Source organism: Paenibacillus wulumuqiensis, assembly GCF_000971965.1.
Classification (GTDB): Bacteria; Bacillota; Bacilli; order Paenibacillales; family Paenibacillaceae; genus Saccharibacillus; species Saccharibacillus wulumuqiensis.
Map to the genome: position 1 here is coordinate 95,596 of NZ_LAQP01000013.1, position 19,985 is coordinate 115,580.

Below are 19,985 nucleotides of genomic sequence, written 5' to 3' on the forward strand. Positions count from 1 at the left end.
ACGATATGTTAAATAATATTGACAATGTGGAGGTGGCCTCATGAATAGGCAAAGTACAGCATCCTCATTGCCTGCTCCGGTACTTCCCCATGTCTGGGAGCCGGCGAGTGCACAAGAAGCGATCACGCTAAAGCGTCAATATGGTGCGGATTCGGCCTATGTCGCAGGCAGCACCCTGCTGCGTACCCAGTGGGAGGGCGGGCTGCTGACCATCCCGGCACATATGATCCGGCTCGATACAATTGAGGGACTTAATGGCATTATGGAAGATGAACAGCAGATTCGGATCGGAGCCTTAACGACCCTGCGTGAATGTGGGCATGATCATCGGCTGCGTATCCATGGCAATACCTGCAGTACGGCCTGTCGTCATATCGCTGCTCCGGCCGTACGTAATCTGGGTACGATAGGCGGCAATATTTCATCGGCTGTAGGGGATATGATTCCTGCCCTGCTCGTTCATGATGCTCGGCTCGTCTGGATGGACACCGAACATCATCCATCCGAATACGAGCAGGAGCTGGTCGATTGGCTGGAACAGGTTCGGGTAGGCAGACGCAGCCTGTATGCGGTACTGCTCGGCATTGTTATTGATAAAAGTGGGCCGGATACTGCGCCTGATCTGCATAATCATCAGAACTCAGCCCCTTTCCATACAAGCCTTTCCAGTGAACCATCCTGGCGGGAGATTAGTTTTTACCGCAAAGTGGGACGGAGAGAAGCATTTACCCCTTCGCTCGTGACGGTAGCTTTCCGGGCGCTTATGAATCGTGAGGGAGTACTGGTGAATGTGAAGGCTGCTGCAGGCGGTGGTGCCGGTCTTGCGATGCGGCTGAGCCGATGTGAACAGCTGCTGGAAGGCAAAGTCTATGACCCACGGTATACAGCAGAATTGGCTGCACTTGTAGAAAAGGAATGGGTGAGCTACAGCGATCCATTTGCCTCGGAATCATACCGTCGTCAGACCGCCGGCAATCTGCTGGCGGCAGGATTGTGGGAGACATTACATCAGGAGATGGAGAGGGGATGACGGGAGATGCTGCTGAACCGGGAGAATAGCGGGGAACGATGGCGCAAACGCAGAGATGGACGGGAAAAGGTAACCGGAGAGCTGCGTTATCTGACAGATATGACCGCAGAAGGCATGCTATATGGACGGGTGCTGCGCAGCAGTCATCCCCATGCACGTATCCTATCGCTGGATACATCGGCAGCCGAAGCTTATGAAGGTGTGATAGCCGTCATCACCTACCGGGATGTACCGGGTCTGAATCGGTTTGGCATTGCCGTACCCGATCAGCCTGCACTGTGTGAGGATATGGTCCGTTATATCGGAGACGCCGTGGCAGCAGTAGCAGCAGTCACACCGGAGATTGCCGAATATGCGCTGTCTCTGATCCGGGTGAACTATGAAGTGCTGGAGACCATCACCGACCCGCTGCGCGCTCTGGAAGACACTGCTCCACGTCTGCATCCTCAGGGCAATGTACTGCATCGTACCCAGGTCAAGCAGGGAGATGCAGATACCGTTCTGCAGAACTGCACTTATGTGGTCAAAGAAGTATACAGCACTCCACGCCAGATGCATGCCTATATGGAAACGGAAGGCGGATTGTTCGTCCCCGAACCTGACGGGCGTCTGACCGTCTATGCCCCGACCCAGCACGGTTACAAGGATCGGATGCAGATCGCCCGGATTCTGGATTGGGAAGAAGAACGTATTCGCGTAATCTCCAGTCCGATTGGCGGTTCATTTGGCGGCAAGGATGAGCTGAATGTACAGCCTTACGGATCGCTGCTGGCACTGAAAAGCGGCCGTCCGGTCAAAATGCACAATTCACGCATGGAATCGGTACGTGCAGGGCTCAAGCGCCATCCGATGCGGATTGAGATGGAGACCGGTATGGATGAGCATGGACGTCTGCAGGCGCACCGGGTACGTATCGTCGCAGATACCGGCGCTTATGCTACACTCGGTGCCCCGGTGCTGAATTTTGCCACAGAACATTGTATGGGACCTTATCGTCTGCAGCATGTGGACGTCGAGGGAGTATCAGTCTATACGAATAATGGGGTATCCGGCGAGTTTCGGGGATTTGGCGGCAATCAGGCGATCTTCGCGATGGAAGGCCAGATGGATCGGCTGGCGGAGAAAATAGGTATGGACCCGTGGGAATTCCGAATGCTCAATCGCCGGCTTCCCGATGATCCCGGTCCGCTGCAGCAGGAGATCTGGCGAACGAACGGACTGGAGCAGGTGATGCAGGCGCTGGCGCAATCTTCGCTCTGGCAGCGCCGGACAGTAGATTCTGCTCTGCCGGCTGCTGTCATGACAGGATATGATCCTGTGACATCAGCTTCACCGGTGCCGCCATGGATCAAGCGCGGAATTGGTTCTTCGCTGGCGATGCATGGAGCGGGGCTCGGCTATGGAATTGATGATCCGGCTGGAGGGCGTCTTTCGCTGAATGCACAGGGGCAGATCGAAGTGGCGTTCAGCTACGAAGAATTTGGTCAGGGGTTGATCGCGACTCTGGAAATAATGCTGATGGATCTGTTCCATTGTACGGCTGAAGATATCAGCATTGTGATTGGCGATACGGATCTGGTGCCTCATAGCGGTTCCAGTACGGCCTCGCGTTCAACGACGATGGCCTGGATGGCGCTGCAGCGGCTGAAGACTCCTTTTCTGCAGGCGGTTTTGCAAAAGGCACAAGAAATGACCGGGATCCCTATCGATCAATTGACCACAGGTGAACATGGTATCTGGCAGATGATCACGGAGGAAGGCGAGGAAATGAGCCGCAAACGGGTGGTTTCCTACCGGGAAATTGCTGGGGTGACTGAGGACAAGGAATTGACCTTTGATACCAAGTTCTCTTATCCAACGACGCCGGATGAAGTGGTCGGCGGGCATTTCCTCTATACGTATGCAGCCGTAGCTGCCGAAGTGGAAGTGAACACACTGACCGGACATGTCAAGCTGCTGGACACGTACCATACCGTAGCCGCCGGTCCGGTGATCAACCCGATGGGATTTGTCGGGCAGATCGAGGGCGGTAGTGTGATGGCACTTGGATTTACACTGACCGAGGATGCGGTCATGGAAGAGGGACATTATATGACCCGCAATATGGATACGTATATGATTCCCGGTATTCAGGATATGCATACCTCGCTGGAGGTCGAAGTGATTGAAGATCTGCCGGAAAATGATTCTTTTGGTCCCCGCGGAATCGGCGAGATTGGCTCGGTCGCGCTGGCACCGGCGATTACAGCAGCGATCCGTCAGGCAACAGGACAATGGATCAGCCATCTCCCGGTCCCCCGGGAACAGCTGATTCAACGAGCAGGTCGATGGCAGCAGGAAGGAGTGAGTCCACGATGAAGGCGACGAGTATGCAATGGCAGGCTGTAGTGAATGGCAAGGCTCAAGAGATGGAGATTGCTCCTTCCCGGCGGCTGCTGGATATTTTGCGGGATGATCTGGATCTGACCGGCACCAAAGTATCCTGTGAGATCGGGCGCTGCGGTGCCTGCATGGTACTGATCGACGGACAACCGATGAACTCCTGTCTGATGATGGCCTACCAGTGCGCAGATACCGAGATTACGACGATCGAGGGACTGCATGGCGAGACAGAAAGCGAGCTGCACCCGATCCAGGAAGCATTTCTGGAAGAAGGCGGATTCCAGTGCGGTTACTGTACACCCGGCATGATCATTTCTACCAAAGCACTGCTGGACCGCACTCCTCAGCCAGCAGAACAGGAAATCAAAGAAGGGCTGTGCGGTAATCTGTGCCGGTGTACCGGATACGGCGGCATTATGCGTGCTGTCGAGAGTGCAGCCGACAAGTGCGCCCATCGCAGCTCCCTGTCCCCCACAGCCGGGCTACCAATGAAGTAGTCTTTTCAAACCGTTCCTTCCCCGGCTTGACGAACCACAACTCAAAAATATGCCAAATAGCAGCCGATACCAGAAATCAAAGTCGGCTGCTATTTGGCATATAATAAGCCTTATTCCTGTTTAAAGTGGCTGAAGGCCGAAGCATCCACCACAAAACCTGGCGCAACGACCAAAGTACAAACAGCAGAGGTCAAGCAACGATTTCCGTCGTCCACAAACAATTTCTGCCCATTTCAATCCAAACATATTAAACACCAAACTCAATCCACCGATGATATACTTGGGATCTGTAAATTACTTCCCGATAGGAAACCGTTCACAAATTAGCAAAACTCCCATACGACTACCGGCTGCCCACCAAGAAGCAGCGCCAGCGATCCCCCGGTAAATTGCTCTGTCCAGGCAGGTCCCGGACGAAATAGTGTTCACTGGCTTTGGTTCGTGGTATCATATAGCTTTGGCAACGAGTAACGGGATGGGATTTGCCGGAAATGGCAGGAAGCAGACCTGCTTCCGTCGAATGTTATAAGACACCTCAGTCTAGCAAAAAGTAAACAGGCATCACAATGATCTTCCGGTCATATTCCGGGAAGAATTCGATTGGAAATAGAGCAGATCGGAACATTCAGGTCTGCTAAAATAGAGCGGCTGCAGCAGCCAGAGACTACATAGTCATCATTAGTGTCCGACCGGAAGCAGAGTGGATCACAGGATGAACGGCTGGCTGATCTGCAGGCAGAGATGGTTAGGGATACAGCAGGATACGGGTTGAATCAATCAATGGATGATCATTAGTCTGCCACATCGACGTTGCCTGTATGGGAACCGGCAGCCGAAAGTCGTAATCGGCATTCTCCCTTACCCGCATAGGATAAAAGGCAACAAGGAGGGGAATCATTGGAACGTGAATATATAGATTCCATGGAACAACTGGCAGATCACTATTTCCCATCAGGGAATTGGCATATGGTAGAAGGCAAAGGCGGAATGAACAACACAACGATGTTCATCGACCATGCTTCCCGGCGTTATGTACTGCGCCGTTATGAGACACACCGCGAGCCTGACAAGGTACGCTATGAACATGAAGTATTATCGGTACTGCCCGAGGTATTGACAGGACTGGAGATTCCGCAGCCCGTCAAGGATCCGGAAGGCCAAACGATATGCATGACCAGCAGCAAAACGCAGACAGAAGGGGAGAGCAGCGGCAGACTCGCGGCTTTATTTCACTATGTGGATGGCAGCAATCCCGTTCTGGCAACGGAAGATCAGATTTACCGTTTTGGGCAGGCCGCAGGCAAATTGTCTGCTGCACTGGCACAGGTTCAGATTGATTTGCATCCGGTTTATCCGCCCTATTACCGGCTGGGACAGTCTTATCCGCTCTGCAGTCCGGGACGACTGGAAGCATTCTGTGCGAATCCACCGGAGAATTTTGCGGAGATTGCCGATACGCTGTACCGGATCGGTGAAGGACTGGGCGAGCAGCTCGTTCGTATTACCCGGCTCGCTTCGCTGCCCCATCAGTTGATACACGGGGACTTGAATGCATCCAATATGCTGCAATCGGAAGATGGCGAGATTACCGCCATTCTGGATTTTGAATTTGTAACCCGTGATTTGCGGGCGATGGAGCCGGCCGTCTGTCTGTCGGATATGTTGAGCAGCATGGAGTGGACAGAGCAGGATGAACAGCGCTGTACTGCCTTTTTGCAGGGGTATGCGTCGGTGGTTACGCTGACGGAAGCGGAGTCTGTACGGCTTCCGCTGCTTATTTTGCTGCGCCGTATTGATGTGTTTATGCATTTTCTGAGTCGTTATTTCGAAGGGATCGACCAGGCGGATGTGGTGATCATGCAGGCGAAACGTCTGGACGAAGGACTGAACTGGTACAAAAAAAGCGGCCCCCTGCTTAAAGCAGTCAGCCGCCGCATATTCGGATATGATGCCTGATCCGGAACCTAATTATTTTGGCAAAAGCAGTTAAGTTGAGAATATTCTACGCAGCCAGCTACGGAATGCCCATCCGCGCTCGCTGCGTTTTTTGTATTTAGGCAGGGAACGGTAGAGGGACACCCCCTCGTCAAAAACGCTGCGGGCAGCTTCGGTATGACCGAGTGAGCGGTCCAGCATACCCAGCATATAATAGGCACGGCATGAAGAGGACTGAATACTGCGGAACTGCTCCAGATATTGCAGCGCCCGCTCCTGATCTTTGCCAATATATTCGGAAGCAAGGCGCAGATACGGCTCGCCATATTTGACACGGGCATTCATATCCAGTGCCTGTAAAATACGACGTTCTCCTTCAGCCTGCTGACCGGTATACAGCTGACAGGTACCCAGATCATCCCAGTATTCGGCCGAATCCTCATAGGCATGACCGATCTGCTCCAGCCATCCGAGAGCTTCCCGGTAACGCTTGCGTTCCATGAGCAGACGGGCCAGTTCATAACGGGAAGACATATCACTGGGGCTGCCGGCAATGAGCCTGCGGAGGCTGCGAATACGGCTCAGCCGCCGCAGCGGGCGTACCAGACTGGGCGAGATGCCGACAAACCGGCGATCCAGCACATAGACGATAAAGAGGATGACCAGCAGGGCCAGGAACGGATTGCCAAGCAGCCACCACAGAATGGAGAAAAGAAAAATTTTACTCATGACTCGATCGACCTCCTGTGGAAATATCATTTAGACTGTCAATCAACCGGCAGCCGGGAATCCAGAAATTTTTATTAAAAAATGATATAATTCCTGTCAAATATTCACTATTTCAGTCTAAATGATGATACAATGATGTTCAAGAAAGGCTTTTTATCATAAAATGTTAACGTGAACATTTTCGAAAATGGAGGAATATGATGACAATCAGCAGACTACAGCCTTTGTTACGACTGGGCTTAACCGGTGAAGATGAACGCCGCAAACATGTACACATGCAGCAGCTGCCAATCAAGGTACTGCAGATTGGAGAAGGCAACTTCCTGCGCGGATTCGCCGACTGGATGCTCCAGGAAAGTATCGCTTCCGGCAAATATCATGGCAGCGTCGTACTGACTCCGCCTACACCAAGAGGAGCGGCCAAGCTCAAGCAGATTGAGCAGCAGGAAGGACTCTATACGCTGGTAGTGCAAGGACTGCAGGATGGACAAAAGGTAGAGAAGCGCCAGATGATCTCGGTATTCAGGGATTATGTGGACCCTTATACCGAGTGGGAACGGTTCTTGCAGCTGGCTGAGCTGGAGTCGTTGGATGTGGTCATTTCCAATACGACCGAGGCGGGGCTCGTGTATACGCCGATCGACTATGTTCCCGGCGAGCCGATGACCAATTTCCCTGCACGATTGACCGTACTGCTGCAGCGCCGGTTTGCTCATTTCAACGGAGACCCGAAGCGCGGACTGATGATCCTGCCCTGTGAGCTGATAGAGAATAATGGAGATGTACTCCGGGAGTATGTGCTGCGCTACGGACGTGAATTCGGCTTCGGTGAAGAATTCTGCAGCTGGGTAGAGCAGTCACAGCTGTTCCTGAATAATCTGGTGGACCGGATCGTGACCGGGATGCCGGGAGATGAAGAATATGCGCGGCTGACCGGCAGCTGGGGTTATGAAGACTCATTTCTGACCACAGCAGAGCCGTATCATCTCTGGGCGATTCAGGGTGATCCGTCGCTCGACCGCCGTCTGCCGCTTGCCCAGGCCGGACTGAATGTACAATGGGTGCCGGATCTGAAGCCGTTTCGCCAGCGCAAAGTGCATATACTGAATGGGGCGCATACTCTCATGATGCCTGCAGGTCTGCTGCAGGGCAAATCGACGGTTCGTGAAGTCATGGAAGATTCCGAACTGGGTGAATGGGTGAGACAGACGGTAGACCTGGAAATTATCCCGGCGCTGCCGATCCTGCCGGAGGAACTGAAGCGTTATGCGGCGGAGACTTTTGAGCGGTTCGCCAACCCGTATCTGGAGCACCGACTGCAGGATATTGCCATGAACAGTATCAGCAAATTTCAGTCCCGTCTGCTGCCTGTATTGAAAGCGTATACAGAAAAGTTTGATCAGCTGCCGGAGCAGCTCGTATACGGACTGGCTGCACTGCTGCGTCTGTATCAGGTACAAGAGACCGAGCAGCAGGATGGAACGAAGATCTTTACCACACAGCTGCCGAATGGCAGTACGATGAACATTCGTGATCACTCCGGGCAGCTGGGTCTGCTGGCGGGTCACTGGGCCGGATGGCAGCAGCATGATGAGTCATCATGCCGCCAGGTCATACATGACATACTGGCAGATACCGGGATCTGGAATGAAGACCTGACAGCTATCGCCGGACTGTCTGAAGCGGTAGCATCGAAATGGATACAAATGGAGGTTAATCCGACATGAATACAATAATGAGAGACTATATTGCTATCCAGCAGCAGGATGATGTCATTATCGCCCTGCATGATATGGCACCCGGTGATACGCTGGTACTGGATAATGGAAATATTCTATCTGTGGTGAACGATGTGCCGCGTGGTCACAAAATAGCTGTTCATTCGATTGAGCCTGGACAGGATGTGATTAAATACGGCTTCTCGATCGGCAAAGCAACAGTGCCGATTGCTCCAGGGGAATGGATTCACAGTCATAATCTTCATACCGGTCTATCCGGTACACTGGAGTATGAATATCAACCGGAGCTGAGCTGGCAGCCGCGTGTACTCCCGCCGCATCTGCACACCTTTGACGGTTATGTGCGGCCCAATGGGGAAGTGGGAATTCGCAATGAGATATGGATCATCAATACAGTCGGCTGCATTAACAAAACCTGTGAAGTGCTGGCACGTACCGCTCATTCGGAAATGGTCGGGAGAGTAGACGGGGTGTACCATTTTCCGCATCCATTCGGATGCTCCCAGCTTGGCGATGATCTGGAATATACGCGCCAGCTGCTGAGCTCGCTCGTGCTGCATCCCAATGCGGCCGGCGTGCTCATTATCGGACTGGGGTGCGAGAACAATCAGATTGAGCAGTTTGCCGCCGACATCCCGGAAGAGTATGCCTACAAAATCCGTTATCTCAAAGCCCAGGAAGAGGATGACGAGATCGAAGCAGGAATGGAATATCTGGAGGAACTGGTCTCGCTGGCCGAGCAGGAGCAGCGTCAGCCGCTGCCGCTGTCCCGGCTCAAAATCGGTCTCAAATGCGGCGGTTCCGACGGATTATCCGGCATTACCGCCAATCCGCTCGTCGGTGAAGTGGCCGACTGGATCGTCTCCGCCGGTGGGACGGCGATTCTGACCGAGGTACCCGAGATGTTCGGCGCCGAGACCATTCTGATGAACCGCTCCGCCAGTCCACAGGTATTCGGCCAGCTGGTGGATCTGATCAACGGGTTCAAGCAGTATTTTGTGAATCATGGACAGAATATTTATGAGAATCCATCGCCAGGCAACAAGGCCGGCGGGATCACCACGCTTGAAGAGAAGTCGCTCGGATGTACGCAAAAAGGCGGTCATTCCCAGGTAGTGGACGTGCTGCGTTACGGCCAGCGTGTACATCAGCCGGGACTGAATATTGTGGAAGCGCCGGGTAATGATCTGGTTTCCGTGACCGCACTCTCGGCTGCAGGCGCCCATATCGTATTATTCACCACCGGACGGGGGACACCATTTGGCGGACCCGTGCCAACCGTCAAGATTGCGACCCAGTCCGAGCTGGCGAACCGCAAAAAGCACTGGATCGATTATAACGCCGGTCAGCTGCTGGAAGGGCAATCCATGGAACAGGTCTCGCTGGATCTGTTATCCCGGATTGTGGATATTGCTTCCGGCAGAAGCCAGACAAACAATGAACAGCGCGGATTCCGCGAAATCGCCATTTTCAAAGATGGAGTTATCCTGTAAATGGGGTATAGCCTATTATAGGATCGTATCTGAAAGAATGGATACGGGGAGGAGACGTGCGATGCCGGTGGAAGCGATGATGAACAGACGCAAGCTTGGAAATACAGGTCTGGAGGTGTCACCGCTCAGTCTGGGTGCTGCTCCGCTCGGCCATGTATTTGGTAACATTGATGAGGATCAGGGTGTACGAGCGGTATTGGAAGCGATGGAACAGGGCATCAATCTGGTGGATACGTCGCCGTATTACGGAGTGACCCGTTCGGAACAAGTGCTGGGCCGGGCGCTGCGTCAGCTGCCGAGAGACCGCTATATTCTGTCTACCAAGGCCGGACGTTATAATGACAGGGAATTCGACTTTTCCCGTCAACGGATACTGGATAGTGTGGATGAGAGTCTGCAGCGACTCGGAACGGATTATGCGGATATTCTACTGCTGCATGATATTGAATTCGGCGATCTAAATATTGTACTGAATGAAGCGTTACCCGCACTCCAGCAGTTGAAGCAGGCAGGCAAAATCCGCTTTTACGGAGTGTCCTGTCTGCCGCTGGAAGGGTATGAGCGTGTACTGGAGCATACCGATCTTGATGTGATTCTGTCCTACTGCCATTACACACTCAACGATTCGACCCTGACTGATCTGCTGCCGCTGCTAAAAGAGAGAGGGATCGGCGTGATTAATGCGGCTCCGTTAGCGATGGGATTGCTGTCAGATAAAGGTCCGGCAGACTGGCATCCGGCTTCTCCCGAGATCAAGCAGCGCTGCCGTGAAGCCGCAGAGTTCTGCCGGCAGCAGGGAACGAGCCTGACCCGGCTGGCGATCCAGTATGCCGTATCCAACGACAGGCTGGCGACTACCATTGTTGGTACGGCCAGCACGGCAGAGATGGCCGACAATATCCGCTGGGCTGCGCAGCCGCTCGATCAGCAGCTGCTGCAGCGTGTAATGGACATTCTGGAGCCGATTCAGGGACAGACATGGCCAAGCGGGCACTGGAGTCAGGATGTGATGAATGGAAGCAGCACGTTCAAGTGGGAAGGCAGTCCTTTCTAGAATTCTGTCTATGTCTTCTATCAATATAGAGTGGATAAAGGAAGCGCGAACGAGCAAGAATATGGAATCTGAAAATAACGAACTATCATAAATTCGATTATGCCCATTGTAAGCGAACATAAGCCTACAAGAATGTGAATAAATGGAGCTTATTCGACAAAAATAGCGATACGCAAATGTTATAATAAACATTTTACGTATCGCTATTTTCATGTTACAATAAATTAGGTATCCGATGTAATTATTTTACAGATAAGAGAATAGAACCGCGCGCTGGAACCTCAATAGAGGAAGTAACTTGATTATTACTCAGTAGATCCTTGGCGTCAAGGCTTCCAAGCTCCACGACAGCCGCTTCGGCGTTATGGTTGAGCAGGAACAGGAACCTTTTTCCGTCTTTGACGCGGCATCCGGCTTCGACACCTGCAGGAGTATCCAGTACCGGTTGAATGCTCTTTTGTTCACACAGATGCTTCATGAGTCCGGCGATAAATGTCTCTTCACCATCTGAAGCGATATACCATGCTTCACCTTTGCCAAAGGCATTGCGGGTCAGAACCGGCATCCCCTGGTAAAAGTCTTCACCGTACCGGGCGAGCACATCTGCTCCTTCGCTGTGCAGCAGATCGCACAGCATGCCGCATTCATAGTCACCGCTTAGTTCACCAAGCGTACCATCCATGACGATCCGGTTGCGCATGGACGGCAGCAGAGCGTCGATTTCTTCGACCCAGATGCCGAGCAGCTGGCGCAGTTCGCCCGGATAACCACCCAGGGTGACCAGATCGGATTCACCGACGATTCCGCTGAAGAAAGTGGTAACGAAAGTGCCACCGCTGCTGGTGAATTGTTCCAACTTGTCGGCTAACCCCGGCTTGACCATGTATAGTACAGGTGCGAGGAGGAGGTCGTATCCGCTAAATTCAGAGTCGACGCTGATGATATCCACCTGTACATTACGGTCGTAAAAGGCTTTGTAATACTTATGAATCTGATCGACGTATTTCAGGGCGATGGTCGGACCGCTGGACTTCTCGACCGCCCACCAGTTGTCCCAATCGAACAGAATGGCTACCTTTGCTTCTATCCGTGAATCAAGCAGCTGATCGCCGAGCTGCTGCAGTTCAGACCCGAGTTCACTGACTTCCCGGAATACACGGGTATCCGAATGCCCGACATGTTCAATAACGGCGCCATGGAATTTCTCACAGGCGCCAGCCGACCGTCGCAGCTGGAAGAACATAACCGTATCCGCACCATGCGCTACCGCCTGATAACTCCAGAGACGCATCACGCCAGGGCGTTTCAGCGAGTTATAGGCCTGCCAGTTCTGTTGGCTTGGCGTCTGCTCCATCAGCATGAACGGCTCACCGTTTTTGATGCCGCGCATCAGATCATGAGCGAGGGCGGTAAAGCTGACCGGCGTATCCAGACCCGGATAATTGTCCCAGGAGATGATGTCCATATATTTTGCCCATTTAAAATAATCCAGTGGCTTGTAGAAGCCCATCAGGTTGGTGGTGATCAGAGCGTCCGGAATAACGGAGCGTACAGCATCGTATTCCAGACGGTAGCATTCCAGCATACTGTCTGAATTGAAACGGGAGTAGTCGAGCGAGATTCCCTGGAAGCTGGAGCTGTTCTCTCCCCATTCTTCACTGCGGTTGTCCGGGAGTACAATCTCATCCCAGTCATAAAAGGTATGGCCCCAGAAGCCGGTATTCCAGGCTGTATTGACGGCATCGAGTGTACCGTAGCGCTGCTTGAGCCAGACGCGGAATGCCTTCTCACAGTTCTCGCAGTAACAGTCACCGCCGTATTCGTTGGAGATATGCCACACCAGAATAGCCGGGTGATCCTTATAGCGCTCTGCCAGACGACGGGCAATCTCAACCGAATATTTGCGGTACGTCGGGCTGTTCGGGCAGGAATTGTGGCGTCCGCCGAATTTGCGTTTGCGGCCATCCTTGTCCGTACGCAGAATATCGGGATAGCGTGTAGCCATCCAGGCCGGATGGGCAGCTGTGCTGGTAGCCAGACAGGTATAGATACCGTTTTCATAAAGGCTGTCGATAAGCTCATCCAGCCATTCGAACTGATATGTAACTTCGTCCGGCTGATTGCGTGCCCATGAGAAGACGTTCAAGGTAGCGATATCGATTCCGGCCTGTTTGAACATGCCGAGGTCTTCCTGATGTGTCTGTTTGTCCCATTGCTCGGGGTTGTAGTCCCCGCCGTAGAAGATTTTCGGAAGTTTGCTGCTAATCAATTCTGTCACTCCTTATATAAGAATACCTCTATACTAAATCATAACCATCCCTTGTAAAATATAAGATAAACCGTGTATAGTATAAAAATATGGATATAGGATGTGAACGTATCATGTACGTAACCAACCCGCATCGGCGCTTTTTTACAGAGCTCAAAGACCTTCAGCTTCCTATTCATATGGAAAGTATCGGCGAGAATCCGGATCAGGAATATATTGATCGCCCGGATGGATATCCGTGCTATCACTGGATTCAGACCGTGCATGGTGAAGGGGAGTTCGCTTTTGGCGGTGCACGTTATTTGCTCAAACCCGGCTCGGGAGTTCTCCTGGCTCCGCGCGATGCACACAGCTACCGTCCGGTCAGCAGTGTATGGGAGACCATCTATCTGACTTTTGGTGGTCCGCAATCGCTTGGGCTGCTATCTACCTTTGGGCTGTCGCATTCTGCCTATTATGAATGGGATCGGGATTGTGAGCTGGAAGCTTTTGCAGGAAATATGCTGGGCAAAATCCGCAGCAACCGGGATCTGTCAGGCCTGGATACGAGCGCAGATCTGTACCGTTTTCTGACTATTCTCAAAAAGCACGGACGCATTAACAATCTGCCCTCCCTGTCCCATACCGTAGAGAGATTGGCACCGCTAATGAGCTTCATGGAGGCGCATTATGATGATCCGAATATCGGACTGGAAGATATGGCGATTCAGGTAGGCGTCAGCGCCCGGCATTTGAATACATTGTTCCGTCAGACATTCGGTATGACCGCTTACGCGTATTTCATTTTGCTGCGTCTTCGCAAAGCCAAGGAACTAATGACTCTGTATCCGCGCATGACGATCAAGGAAGTATCCGGTCAGGTGGGCTTCCGGGATTCCAGTCATTTTGTGGCAACTTTCCGGCGCCTGGAAGGAGTCACTCCTGAACAATTTCGGAATCTTTATTAAAATGTGTATTTGCTGAACATCAGTCATGCACATTTTGATTGAGATTATTTTGTGAAGCGCTTACAATAATAGCGTTTGAAAAGGCTGATGCAGCAGAGCTGGAATATGATATTCCATCCCATCATCATCTGTCCAGTGGGTTACCCAGTCTGCCGGACAGATGATGATGGGTCTATACACACAGAGAGTGGAGGAACAGGAAAATGGACAAAATTTGGATCGCTGATCCTGCCGTCGTGGATGATCAGGGAGAGCGGCCGTATCTGGTACCGTATTTGCTGCCTGATGCGCACAGTGCAGTGATTGTACTGCCGGGTGGCGGTTATGAATTTCGTGCCGATCACGAAGGCGCCCCAGTCGCAGAATGGCTGAATGAAAATGGAATCTCCGCGTTTGTGCTGCATTATCGTCTCTCTCCGCGTCAGCGGCGGACTCCGCTTGAAGACGGGCAGAGCGCAGTTCGGCATGTCCGGGCCAATGCAGCTGAGTATGGAGTGGACCCTTCCCGGATCGGTATTCTCGGTTTCTCGGCCGGAGGACATCTGGCAGCGATGACAGGAACGGTATTCCAGGAACAGGAGACCAAGCTGCTGAGTGGTCTTCATCGCGAAGTCAGCTCACGCCCGGACCTGATGGTGCTCTGTTATCCGGTCATTACGATGGACAGCTTTGGACATGAAGGCTCTCGCATGTCCCTGCTCGGTGATCAGGCTGCGATAGAGCTCGTAACCGGCAGCAGCGCAGAGAAACAGGTGAGCGCTATGACCCCGCCCGCCTTTATCTGGCATACGGCCGATGATGATGCGGTACCGGTACAGAACAGCCTGCGCATGGCCCTGGCACTCGAAGAACACAGTGTGCCGTTCGAGCTGCATGTATATGAGAGCGGCGGCCATGGAAAAGGACTTGCGCTGGACCACCCGGTTATGGGAAACTGGACCAAACAATGCATATCCTGGCTTCATCGTCAGGGTTGGTAAGGATCTGCTTCATGGATTGGATTCACTGACAAAGAGGAGATGGCAGAGATGAAAATGGATAAAAACAGCACCCTGTTAATGATTGGCGATTCGGTAACCGATTGCGGCCGCGGACGTCCTGTAGGCCAGAATGGAAGTATTGGAGATGGCTATGTCTCGCTCGTGGATGCTCTTTTGCAAGCGGTTTACCCGGACTATGCATTCCGTGTACTGAATACCGGAATCGGCGGCAATACCGTGCGTGATCTGGAAGATCGCTGGGAGCAGGATGTGTTTGCCCATACTCCTGACTGGGTATCTATTATGATTGGAATCAACGATGTATGGCGCCAGTTTGACAATCCGACCGAGCCGCATATCCATGTCTATCTGGAAGAATACGAGCAAACGCTGCGCAAACTGGTAGAGCAGACACTGCCCAAAGTAAAAGGCATTGTGCTGATGACGCCATACTATATGAGCACCACACCGGAAGATCCGATGAGAGCCACGATGGATGTATACGGCGCAGTCGTAAAACGCATTGCGGAAGAGAGCGGAACACTGTTTGTCGATACGCAGGCGGCATTTGACACTATTAGTCAGTACATATATCCGGCCAGTCTGTCTCACGGCTGGGATCATGTTCATCCGAATACCAAAGGACATATGGTGCTGGCACGGGCATTTTTACAGGGAGTCGGATACGATTGGAGCCGTTCCCCGGTACAGTCCTGAAACTACACATCTGGAGGACACACAATGAAGCAGTATACCGCAGAATTGGTGATTGATGCCAAAGCCAAGCTTGGCGAAGGTCCGAGCTGGAATGCAGACCAGCAGCACCTGTTATGGGTGGATATCGAAGGCTATCAGCTGCATATCTATAACCCGGTGACCGGGGAAGATCGGAAGATCAATGTAGGAGAGCATATTGGAGCGGTCGTTCCCTATACGGATACCGAAGTGATCGGTGCACTGTTCAGCGGCTTTTACCGGATTCATCTCGCTGACGGCAGCAAGACGCTGATTCATGATCCGGAGGAAGGTCGCCCGGGCAACCGGTTCAATGATGGCAAATGTGATCCTGCCGGACGCTTGCTCGCCGGCACGATGAGTCTGAATGGTGAGGAAAAGCAAGGCGCATTGTACAGTATGGATACGGAAGGTCATGTGCGCCTGCTGCTGGATGAAGTATCCACTTCCAACGGTCTGGCATGGAGCAGTGATCACCGTACGCTTTATTATATCGATACACCGACCTGCCAGATTACGGCTTTTGATTATAATATGGAGGACGGATCCATTGCCGACGGCCGCGTAGTAGCCGAGCTGGACGATAGCGAAGGCTACCCGGATGGCATGACCATTGATGCCGAAGGCATGCTGTGGGTCGCACGCTGGGGTGGCAGCCGGGTATCACGGATTGATCCTTCTACCGGTCAGGTTATCGGTGAAGTTCAGGTGCCGGCCAAGTGCGTCACTGCCTGTACGTTTGGTGGAGCCAAGCTGGATGAACTGTACATTACGACAGCACGCGAAGACGATGAAGCAGCCGATTCTCCTGCGGGAGGCGTCTTCGTCGTTCGTCCGGGAGTGAAGGGTATAGCAGCCTGCGCATTCAATCTGGGAAAAGCTGCGAACTGGCAGAGTGCATGATATAATTTGATCCAAGCGCATGTCTGCGAGAAGTAACAGCAGGCCCAATGGATCATCATAACCACAGCGCCGCAGATTCCGTATACCGGGATGCTGCGGTTTCTGTTTATTCTCCTAATAAATATCAAAGTGGCTCCTAATAAAGCAATAATCTGTCTGGAGGAACAAGGAATGAAGCCTGTACTGGAACAAAGTGAACATCCCTTGACGGCCAAAGATCTGGAAGAGCTGGAAGCCCGGCTCGGTCGTCCGCTGCCCCCAGCTTTCAAGGAATATTATCTGTGTTACAATGGCGGATATTTACCGGAAGACCGGGAAGGAAATGCGCTTATTGTAGGAGGATTTGATTCTATTCGCTATGGACGGCTGCCAGCAGAGCAGCTCTATGCCGATCTGCTGGAGAGCTTTGAGCAGCTGGAACTGCTGTTTCCTTTTGCCTATGATCAGGGTGGCAATAATTTTCTGATATCCCTGCGGGATCAGCCGGATTACGGCAGCATCTATATCTGGTTAATGGATTTGCAGGAGCTGGAGTTGGCAGCCGAATCGTTTGGCAATTTTCTGGATTTTCTGCAGGAAGAATGATGCTGCAGGAAAGTATAGAGGAAAGTAATACAGGTGAAGCCTGACTGCCTGTTTGATTAGGGACCCGGTTTCGCGTTTAACGGCTTATAGGGAAATGGGCGAGTCATGTATCTCTTGGTCATTGCTCACCGCATTTATCCGACTAAAAGCATTGAATTTATATAGTATAAAATCAGGCCGTATTCCGATTAAATAGACCAAAGCGTTGGAGAGGATGAGTTACATATGACTGACAAACGAATCGATCTGTTTATCCGTAATGAAAAGGAAGCCGAGCTGGCCGCATGGGCTGATCGGCTGGCAGTAAAGTTCGCCGAGCGAGCAGCCAAGCATGATGAGGAAGGCTCGTTTCCTTTTGAGAATTTCCAGGAATTAAAGGAAGCCGGTTATGCCAAACTGACTGTAGCCAGGGAATATGGCGGAGAAGGACTGGGACTGTATGAATGGCTGCTCGTGCAGGAGCGTATCGCACGCGGAGATGGTTCTACCGCACTGAGTGCCGGCTGGCATGGCGGTATGATGCTGCATTTTCGCGAGTCGGACGGCTGGCCGGAGCCGACCTTTTCGGAGTTCTGCCAGGATGTGGTCGCCCATGGCAATATGATTAACAAATTTGCCAGTGAACGCGGCACAGGCAGTCCGACACGGGGCGGTCGCCCGCAGACCACAGCTGTACGCACAGAGGGAGGCTGGCTGCTGAGCGGCCGGAAGACCTACAGTACACTCAGTCCGCTGCTGACTGACTTTATCGTCAGTGCCGGCATTGAGGATCAGCCGGAGATTGGTGATTTTCTGGTACGGTCACGGGATGGGATTAGCATCGAAGAGACATGGAATACACTCGGAATGCGAGCAACCGGCAGCCATGATGTGATTCTGGATCAGGTGTTTGTGCCGGATCGTCAGGTGCTGTCGATCCATCTGCCGGGTACATCCAAATCAGAGCGGGATGATGGGGATGGCTGGTTGCTGCATATTCCGGCCTGCTACCTCGGCATCGCCTATGCAGCGCGTGATTTTGCACTGGAATTTGCCGCCAGCTATACGCCCAACAGTCTGAATGAACCGATCGCCACGCTACCGCATATCCGGCAGTGGATCGGTCAGATCGAGAGCGAGCTGCGGCTGGCGCGTACGCTGATGTACGATGTGGCAGATCGCTGGGATCGTGAACCCGAGCACCGCAAGCATATGCGTCCTGACTTTGGACTGGTTAAATACAATGCGGTTCATCTTGCCAATCAGGTCGTCGACAAAGCGATGAAAATCGTCGGCGGAGCCGCTCTATCCAGAAATCTGCCGCTGGAACGCCTGTATCGCGATGTCCGCGCAGGACTGCATAATCCTCCGATGGAAGATGCAGTCCTGCAGACGCTGGCACGGACTGCGCTGGAGGAATTGTCCTGATAACAGCTCGTTCAGAACGCGGGTATAACGATATCCTTATTTCTGCAGAGCATCGGAGCAGCCTATCCAGAGCCAACTTCTCCGGAACAGCTTGCCCAGATAGCGGAAGCAGAGCACAGCACAAACAGCCCCAATGAATGTCATTTGAGGCGGTTTGTGCTATTCCCAAATTCGGATTGAAGCATGTCAAGCCGTCTGAAATATGTCTGAAATAATCGCTGTCCGCAGACAGAATCACTCAGGCACGAATGTCCAGACTTTTGCCAAGATTCGGATGCGGAGCTTGCTGGAGCATCTGAGCCATTTGTTGACCTTGCTGTTCCATCATATCTTTTGATAAAGACATGACCTGGATTCCGGCGGCCTGAGCTACAGAAGCCTGGCTCATTGCCATTGACAAAGCAGGGATATCCATGGATGCTTCCTCCTTTCCTGCCTAAGACAGGGCATAGTATGGTTATCGGCTGCAAAAGTACAAATGATTAATAGCAGCAAACACCGAAGCGCGAATAAGCAGACAAAGAAAACTACAATCGATCGAATGGGCTCTCTGCTCACCTTTTCGTTAATCCTTCGCTGATTTCATATGATTTTCAAGCACAAATAAGGTTATTTTCGGAGGGGATGGTTAAAATAATTACATACCCCTTTAAATATATATTTTGCATAGACCCTGTCCTCGATAAGGCAGGGTTCTTTTTTATACCAATATTTACACAAATAGTGGAATAAATTTACATAAAATGATTTAAGTTTTAAATATAATGTTTTAAACTAATCTAGGTTTTCCTGATTTACCAATAAAATGGAAGAGAGATGATGAGATGAAAAAAGTATGGATGACGGTAACAATGCTGGTGATGATGATGACATTGCCGGTAGTGCTTCAGGGTGAAGCACAAATACATAAGGTATACGCGGCAGCAGCTTACGATTATACGCTGAATTTCCCTACCGATCGTTACCCGGAGACAGCCGACCATATTCGTGATGCGATTGCAGAGGGCCATTCGGCTGTATGTACGATCGACCGGACAGGCGCGAGTGAGCGTCGTGAAGATTCCTTGAGAGGCGTACCGACCAAATCCGGCTATGACCGCGACGAATGGCCGATGGCGATGTGTCTGGAAGGCGGTACCGGTGCAGATATCCGTTATGTGACCCCTTCGGATAACCGCGGTGCCGGATCATGGGTAGGCAACCGACTGGAGAATTACCCGGATGGTACAAAAGTGAAATTTATCGTGAACTAATAACATATGAAAGGCAAACACCTTCAGCAGAAGTCCCTATCCAATGA

At 52.1% G+C, this 19,985-nt stretch carries 17 protein-coding genes; 14 read left to right on the forward strand and 3 right to left on the reverse strand.

Annotation, left to right across the window (positions count from 1 at the left end; genetic code table 11):
- Window positions 1-40: 40 nt before the first annotated feature.
- The 4 genes from WH45_RS15335 to WH45_RS15350 all read left to right on the forward strand — a co-directional run bounded on the left by WH45_RS15335 (window position 41) and on the right by WH45_RS15350 (window position 5,865).
- Window positions 41-1,030 (forward strand): FAD binding domain-containing protein, encoded by a 990-nt coding sequence (locus WH45_RS15335; protein ID WP_046215302.1) that lies wholly within the window; start codon window positions 41-43, stop codon window positions 1,028-1,030.
- Between the two features lie 6 nt (window positions 1,031-1,036).
- Window positions 1,037-3,388 (forward strand): xanthine dehydrogenase subunit D, encoded by a 2,352-nt coding sequence (gene pucD / locus WH45_RS15340; RefSeq protein ID WP_046215303.1) that lies wholly within the window; start codon window positions 1,037-1,039, stop codon window positions 3,386-3,388.
- Complete coding sequence (locus tag WH45_RS15345; RefSeq protein WP_046215304.1) at window positions 3,385-3,909, forward strand: (2Fe-2S)-binding protein; 525 nt, start codon at window positions 3,385-3,387, stop codon at window positions 3,907-3,909. The genes pucD and WH45_RS15345 overlap by 4 nt, the downstream gene beginning before the upstream one ends.
- An 897-nt stretch (window positions 3,910-4,806) precedes the next feature.
- Window positions 4,807-5,865 carry a phosphotransferase gene (locus WH45_RS15350; protein ID WP_052723807.1) on the forward strand — a complete coding sequence of 353 codons (1,059 nt, stop codon included), beginning with the start codon at window positions 4,807-4,809 and terminating at the stop codon, window positions 5,863-5,865.
- Window positions 5,866-5,895: 30 nt separating this feature from the next.
- On the opposite strand, the gene WH45_RS15355 is transcribed toward WH45_RS15350, so the two are convergent.
- Window positions 5,896-6,573: a tetratricopeptide repeat protein gene (locus tag WH45_RS15355; protein WP_046215305.1), complete on the reverse strand. Its 678-nt coding sequence runs from the start codon at window positions 6,571-6,573 to the stop codon at window positions 5,896-5,898.
- A 197-nt stretch (window positions 6,574-6,770) separates the two neighbouring features.
- On the opposite strand from WH45_RS15355, the gene WH45_RS15360 reads away from it, so the two are divergent.
- From WH45_RS15360 to WH45_RS15370, 3 genes are all read left to right on the forward strand, one after another.
- The gene (locus tag WH45_RS15360; protein ID WP_235338390.1) at window positions 6,771-8,300 is read left to right on the forward strand and encodes a tagaturonate reductase; all 1,530 of its coding nucleotides are present in this window, start codon (window positions 6,771-6,773) and stop codon (window positions 8,298-8,300) included.
- Complete coding sequence (locus tag WH45_RS15365) at window positions 8,297-9,805, forward strand: UxaA family hydrolase (RefSeq protein ID WP_152663572.1); 1,509 nt, start codon at window positions 8,297-8,299, stop codon at window positions 9,803-9,805. The genes WH45_RS15360 and WH45_RS15365 overlap by 4 nt, the downstream gene beginning before the upstream one ends.
- 61 nt (window positions 9,806-9,866) lie before the next feature.
- Window positions 9,867-10,859, forward strand: coding sequence for an aldo/keto reductase (locus tag WH45_RS15370; RefSeq protein WP_235338391.1), 993 nt, complete (start codon window positions 9,867-9,869; stop codon window positions 10,857-10,859).
- Between the two features lie 241 nt (window positions 10,860-11,100).
- Here the strand turns inward: WH45_RS15370 and WH45_RS15375 are convergent, their stop codons facing one another.
- Window positions 11,101-13,128 (reverse strand): beta-galactosidase, encoded by a 2,028-nt coding sequence (locus tag WH45_RS15375; RefSeq protein ID WP_046215307.1) that lies wholly within the window; start codon window positions 13,126-13,128, stop codon window positions 11,101-11,103.
- Between the two features lie 113 nt (window positions 13,129-13,241).
- Here WH45_RS15375 and WH45_RS15380 point away from each other — a divergent pair, with 113 nt between their 5' ends.
- The 6 genes from WH45_RS15380 to WH45_RS15405 all read left to right on the forward strand — a co-directional run bounded on the left by WH45_RS15380 (window position 13,242) and on the right by WH45_RS15405 (window position 18,685).
- Window positions 13,242-14,075, forward strand: coding sequence for an AraC family transcriptional regulator (locus WH45_RS15380; protein ID WP_046215308.1), 834 nt, complete (start codon window positions 13,242-13,244; stop codon window positions 14,073-14,075).
- Window positions 14,076-14,278: 203 nt separating this feature from the next.
- Complete coding sequence (locus WH45_RS15385) at window positions 14,279-15,055, forward strand: alpha/beta hydrolase (protein WP_046215309.1); 777 nt, start codon at window positions 14,279-14,281, stop codon at window positions 15,053-15,055.
- A 48-nt stretch (window positions 15,056-15,103) separates the two neighbouring features.
- Complete coding sequence (locus tag WH45_RS15390) at window positions 15,104-15,772, forward strand: SGNH/GDSL hydrolase family protein (protein WP_046215310.1); 669 nt, start codon at window positions 15,104-15,106, stop codon at window positions 15,770-15,772.
- 24 nt (window positions 15,773-15,796) lie between these two features.
- Complete coding sequence (locus WH45_RS15395; RefSeq protein ID WP_046215311.1) at window positions 15,797-16,693, forward strand: SMP-30/gluconolactonase/LRE family protein; 897 nt, start codon at window positions 15,797-15,799, stop codon at window positions 16,691-16,693.
- A gap of 171 nt (window positions 16,694-16,864) precedes the next feature.
- Window positions 16,865-17,278 (forward strand): SMI1/KNR4 family protein, encoded by a 414-nt coding sequence (locus tag WH45_RS15400; RefSeq protein ID WP_046215312.1) that lies wholly within the window; start codon window positions 16,865-16,867, stop codon window positions 17,276-17,278.
- Between the two features lie 225 nt (window positions 17,279-17,503).
- The gene (locus tag WH45_RS15405) at window positions 17,504-18,685 is read left to right on the forward strand and encodes an acyl-CoA dehydrogenase family protein (protein ID WP_046215313.1); all 1,182 of its coding nucleotides are present in this window, start codon (window positions 17,504-17,506) and stop codon (window positions 18,683-18,685) included.
- Between the two features lie 238 nt (window positions 18,686-18,923).
- Here the strand turns inward: WH45_RS15405 and WH45_RS23195 are convergent, their stop codons facing one another.
- Window positions 18,924-19,100, reverse strand: a complete 177-nt coding sequence (locus tag WH45_RS23195; protein WP_017813620.1) for a YjfB family protein — start codon at window positions 19,098-19,100, stop codon at window positions 18,924-18,926.
- 409 nt (window positions 19,101-19,509) lie between these two features.
- Here WH45_RS23195 and WH45_RS15410 point away from each other — a divergent pair, with 409 nt between their 5' ends.
- Window positions 19,510-19,938 (forward strand): NucA/NucB deoxyribonuclease domain-containing protein, encoded by a 429-nt coding sequence (locus WH45_RS15410; protein ID WP_046215314.1) that lies wholly within the window; start codon window positions 19,510-19,512, stop codon window positions 19,936-19,938.
- Window positions 19,939-19,985: the final 47 nt, after the last annotated feature.